The 4,637-nt window shown below is 55.1% G+C and carries 6 protein-coding genes; all 6 read left to right on the plus strand.

Features of this window, described 5'->3' with window-relative positions; translation table 11 throughout:
- The coding region (locus Q7U71_02765; protein ID MDO9390675.1) for a riboflavin synthase at nt 1-261 on the plus strand (261 nt) is incomplete at its 5' end.
- Nucleotides 262-376: 115 nt separating this feature from the next.
- A complete protein-coding gene (locus Q7U71_02770; GenBank protein MDO9390676.1) occupies nt 377-1,606 on the plus strand; it encodes a bifunctional 3,4-dihydroxy-2-butanone-4-phosphate synthase/GTP cyclohydrolase II in 1,230 nt (409 codons plus the stop codon).
- Nucleotides 1,607-1,657: 51 nt separating this feature from the next.
- Nucleotides 1,658-2,626: a phosphoribosylaminoimidazolesuccinocarboxamide synthase gene (locus Q7U71_02775; GenBank protein MDO9390677.1), complete on the plus strand. Its 969-nt coding sequence runs from the start codon at nt 1,658-1,660 to the stop codon at nt 2,624-2,626.
- A gap of 111 nt (nt 2,627-2,737) precedes the next feature.
- Nucleotides 2,738-3,217, plus strand: a complete 480-nt coding sequence (ribH, locus tag Q7U71_02780) for a 6,7-dimethyl-8-ribityllumazine synthase (GenBank protein ID MDO9390678.1) — start codon at nt 2,738-2,740, stop codon at nt 3,215-3,217.
- Nucleotides 3,214-3,624, plus strand: a complete 411-nt coding sequence (gene nusB, locus Q7U71_02785; GenBank protein ID MDO9390679.1) for a transcription antitermination factor NusB — start codon at nt 3,214-3,216, stop codon at nt 3,622-3,624. The genes ribH and nusB overlap by 4 nt, the downstream gene beginning before the upstream one ends.
- 27 nt (nt 3,625-3,651) lie before the next feature.
- Entirely contained in the window at nt 3,652-4,392 is a 741-nt protein-coding gene (locus tag Q7U71_02790; protein ID MDO9390680.1) for a metallophosphoesterase family protein, read from the plus strand.
- Nucleotides 4,393-4,637 lie beyond the last annotated feature (245 nt).

Here is a 4,637-nt window from a genome sequence, read left to right on the forward strand (position 1 = left end):
ATAAAAAGCAGCCAGGGCGCAACCATCGAGGTCTCGGCCGATAGCAAATACCTGAAATACATCATCACCAAAGGCTCGGCGGCGGTGGACGGGATCAGCCTGACCGTGGCCCAGAAGACCGTCCGGGGGTTCAAGGCCGCAGTCATTCCCCATACCTGGGAAAATACCAATCTGCAAAACATCAAAACCGGGGACAGGGTCAACCTGGAACTGGATCAGATGGCAAAATACGTGGAGTCGATACTTAACGGCAGGATGTAAAGGAATTAAAGGTATAAAAGTATAAAGGTATAAAAGTATAAAGGTATAAAGGTATAAATGGGGTAAAGGTTTGATGTGGTTCGGAAGAAGTGCAAACAATTAGCAAGAGAATTTAATGAACAAAAAACTGAAATTCAATACCATACCCGAAGCGCTGAAGGACATCCGGCTGGGCAAGATGATCGTGGTGGTGGACGACGAGGATCGGGAGAACGAAGGCGATCTGGTGATGGCCTCGGCCAAGGTCACCCCCCAAGCCATCAATTACATGGCCAGGGAGGGACGGGGGCTGGTCTGCGTTTCCCTGACGGCGGCCAGGCTGGAGCAGTTGAAGCTTTCCCCCATGGTGGAGCGCAACACCTCCAAGCTCGGCACCAACTTCGCGGTCTCGGTGGATGCGGTCAAAGGCACCACCACCGGGATCTCGGCCCAGGACCGGGCCCGGACCATCAAGGTACTGATCGATCCCAAGGCCAAGCCGGCCGATCTGGCCCGCCCGGGACACATCTTTCCCCTGCAGGCGGTGGAGGGCGGAGTGCTGCGCCGGGCCGGGCACACCGAGGCCGCGGCCGACCTGGCCGGGCTGGCCGGGCTGTATCCTTCGGGCATCCTGTGCGAGATCATGTCCGACGACGGAAGCATGGCCAAGGGTCCGGCCTTGTTCGCCTTTGCCCGGAAGCACAAACTAAAGATCGTCACAGTCAAAGACCTGATCCTGTACCGCCGGGCCAAGCAGAAACTGGTCAAGAACATCCTGAGTCTTAAGCTTCCCACCAAATACGGGGAATTCAACCTGGTGGTCTACGAGGACCTGATCGAGAAATACCACCACCTGGCGCTGGTAAAGGGCGTGGTCAAGGGCAAAAAGAACGTGCTGGTACGGGTCCACTCCCAGTGCCTGACCGGGGACATTTTGGGCTCCCTGCGCTGCGACTGCGGCGACCAGCTGGCCTCGGCCCTTAAGATGATCAGCAAAAAGGGCAGCGGGGTCTTCCTTTACATGCGGCAGGAAGGGCGGGGCATAGGGCTGGTCAACAAGCTGCGGGCCTACCAGCTTCAGGACAAGGGCATGGACACGGTGGAGGCCAACCTGGCTTTGGGCTTCAAGGCCGACGAGCGGGACTACGGGATCGGGGCCCAGATCCTGGCCGACCTGGGGCTGACCAGCATCAACCTGATCACCAACAATCCCCAGAAGATCACGGCTTTGGAGGGCTACGGCCTGAAGATCTCCAAACGGGTGGGGGTGACGGTCTGCCCCAATCCCTCCAATCTCCGCTACCTCAAGACCAAACAGGAGAAGATGGGGCACATGCTGGATTTTGGCAACTGCGTCAACAACTGAACATGTTCTGATTCTACTTGAGAACCTAAGCCATCTCTTAAGGAGCCTTACATGATATCCAAAGAAACCATTCAAAAAAACCTGAAGAACTGTCTCGATGACACCTCATTTCTGGAATTGCCCGGGTTCAGAAAGGATAAAGTCCGCGATACTTATGATCTGGGTGATTCACTCCTTTTTATCACCACGGACCGTCAAAGCGCCTTCGACAGAATTTTGGCTAGCATTCCGTTTAAAGGCCAGGTGCTGAACCAGGTAAGCGCCTTTTGGTTTGAAAATACCGCAGATATCGTAAAGAACCACGTCATTAAAATCCCGGACCCGAATGTGACCATAGGGAAAAAATGCAAGGTTTTTCCAGTAGAATTCGTCATGAGGGCCTATCTTACGGGCTCGACCGATACCTCGGCCTGGGCACAATACGCAAAAGGCATCCGAAACATATGCGGCAACATCCTTCCCGATGGAATGAAGAAAAACCAGAAATTCAAGGAACCGATCCTGACTCCGACAACGAAATCAGAAGCCCATGACGAATCGATCTCGGCCGCCCAAATTGTCGACAAAGGGCTAATAGATAAAAAGACCTGGGAGAAACTGGAAAAAATCGTGTTCGCCCTCTTTAAAAGGGGCACGGAGCTCGCGGCCAGAAACGGAGTGATCCTTGTAGATACAAAATACGAACTCGGCATTGATGACAAAGGAGAGATCTGTCTCATAGACGAGATACATACGCCCGATTCTTCCCGCTATTGGATAAAAGAAACATTCGAATCGAGGATAGCCGCGGGCAAGGAACCGGAGAATATCGACAAAGAATTTCTACGGCTCTGGTTCAAGGAGCATTGCGACCCTTATAAAGATAAAATCCTACCGTCCGCACCTGATGACCTCGTCATCGAACTGTCGCACCGGTATATCCGCCTCTTTGAAATGATCACCGGCCAGGAATTTTCAGTCGACGGCACGCAATCGGTAAAGGATCGACTTAAAAAGAATTTAGGTGCTTATGCAAAGTGACGATAACCCGTAGGGGTGAATAATTACATATAGCTTGATTTAACAGATTTCATTTCACAGTGGGTTATGAAGTAAATTAGATGAACATTGTTTCTTAATAAAGGAGAGAAAATGAAGCACAAGGTTTATGAAGGCCAGCTTAATGCCCAGGGCAAAAGGTTCTGCCTGCTGGTCTCCCGGTTCAACGATCTGGTGGGGGCCCGTCTGCTGGAGGGCGCCCAGGACTGCCTGCTGCGGCACGGGGCCGAGGCTGACCAGATAGACATAGTCTGGGTGCCGGGATCGTTTGAGATCCCGGGGGCCGCCTCCAAGCTGGCCGCCTCCAAGCGCTACGATGCCGTGGTCTGCCTGGGCGCGGTGATCCGGGGCGACACCCCTCATTTTGATTACATCGCGGCCGAGGTGGCCAAGGGCGTGGCCCAGGTGTCCATGAGTTCGGGCGTGCCGACCATCTTTGGGGTGGTGACCACCGACAACCTGGAACAGGCGTTGGAGCGGGCCGGCAGCAAGTCCGGCAACAAAGGCTGGGAGGCCGCCCTGTTCGCCATCGAGATGGCCGACCTCTACCAGAAGCTCGGCAAAAGCAAATGAGCACCAGGCATAAATACCGGGAGCTGGCCCTGCAGGCTTTGTACCAGATGGAGCTTACCGGTATCCCGCCGGAGGAGGCCCTGTACGACATCCGGCAGAGGAATTCCGGCCAGGCCATAGACTTTACCATCAGCCTGGTTCAGGCGGTGGCCGGAAATATCCAGGAGATCGACCAGGTCATCGAGCGTTCGGCCAAGAACTGGAAGCTTTCCCGGATGGCGGTGGTGGACCGGAACATCCTGAGGCTGGGAGTGGCCCAGCTGATGTACCTGCAGGCCGAGGTGCCGCCCAAGGTGGCCATCGACGAGTCCATTGAACTGGGGAAAAAATTCGGGGACGGGCAGTCCGGGAAATTCATCAACGGCATCCTGGACAATGTCTACAAGGAAATGGCAAAACAGGTTTGAACCCCAAAACTCATTTACGGTGAAGTTATGCGGTATGCCATCATCTCGGACATCCACGGTAATCATCAGGCCTTAAGCGCGGTCAAGGCCAGCCTGAAAAATGAACAGCCGGATGAAGTGATCTGCCTGGGCGACATCGTGGGCTACGGGGCCGAGCCCGGCCTTTGCCTGCGGGAGACGCTGGAGCTGTGCCGGACCGTGGTGGCCGGGAACCACGATCACGGGGTGGCCGGAAGGCTGGAGACCTCCTTCTTCAGCGCCAATGCCCGCAGGGCGGTGGAGTGGACCTCCAAGGTCCTGGATCCCGCCGAGAAAAAGCTGCTGTATGACCTTCCCCTTTTGAAGGAGGTATCCTGGCCAGACGGGATCTTTGTGGCGGCGCATTCGGCCCCGGAAAAACCCCAGGAATGGCGCTACATACTTTCCATGGACGAAGCCGAATACCAGTTCGAGCATTTTTCCCTGCCGCTCTGCTTTATCGGGCACTCACACCTGCCGATATTCTGGCGGCTGGGCCCTGACGGGGAATGCTCGATGGCGGGGCGGGAATACCTGCGGCTGGAGCCGGGGAACCGTTACATAATCAACGCCGGCAGCGTGGGACAGCCGCGGGACGGCGACCCCCGGGCCTGCTATGCGGTCTATGACAGCCAGCGCCGGGAGCTGATCATCCGGCGGGTGGAATACGACATCGCCCAGGCCCAGCAAAAGATACTGAAGTCCGGATTGCCGGCCAGGCTGGCCGAGCGGCTGGCCCAGGGAGTCTGATGGGTAACACTAACTCTACGACCGTAGGTAAGACAGGATTAACTTGATTTATATGCCTATATAACTTGCTCAGGAAAAGTAGAAAGAATATGGCGGGTTTGGTGAAAACGCAGGTATTGGCTTAATTACGTTCTTTTCTTTTTGTACCGCCAAAAAGAGAAGAACCAAAAGAAGAAGCTCGTCGCTTAAAACTCTCCGGGCGCTACGCTTCTCGTTGATGACGGGCTTGTCTGAACTCGGGCTTT

The organism is bacterium, from assembly GCA_030655055.1.
Lineage (GTDB): Bacteria > Edwardsbacteria > AC1 > AC1 > EtOH8 > UBA5202.

Excerpts from the sequence above, each read along its gene's own strand:
- Q7U71_02775 (MDO9390677.1), top strand. The coding sequence starts at position 1,658 with ATGATATCCAAAGAAACCATTCAAAAAAACCTGAAGAACTGTCTCGAT.
- ribH (MDO9390678.1), top strand. The coding sequence starts at position 2,738 with ATGAAGCACAAGGTTTATGAAGGCCAGCTTAATGCCCAGGGCAAAAGG.
- Q7U71_02790 (MDO9390680.1), top strand. The coding sequence starts at position 3,652 with ATGCGGTATGCCATCATCTCGGACATCCACGGTAATCATCAGGCCTTA.
- Q7U71_02770 (MDO9390676.1), top strand. The coding sequence starts at position 377 with ATGAACAAAAAACTGAAATTCAATACCATACCCGAAGCGCTGAAGGAC.
- nusB (MDO9390679.1), top strand. The coding sequence starts at position 3,214 with ATGAGCACCAGGCATAAATACCGGGAGCTGGCCCTGCAGGCTTTGTAC.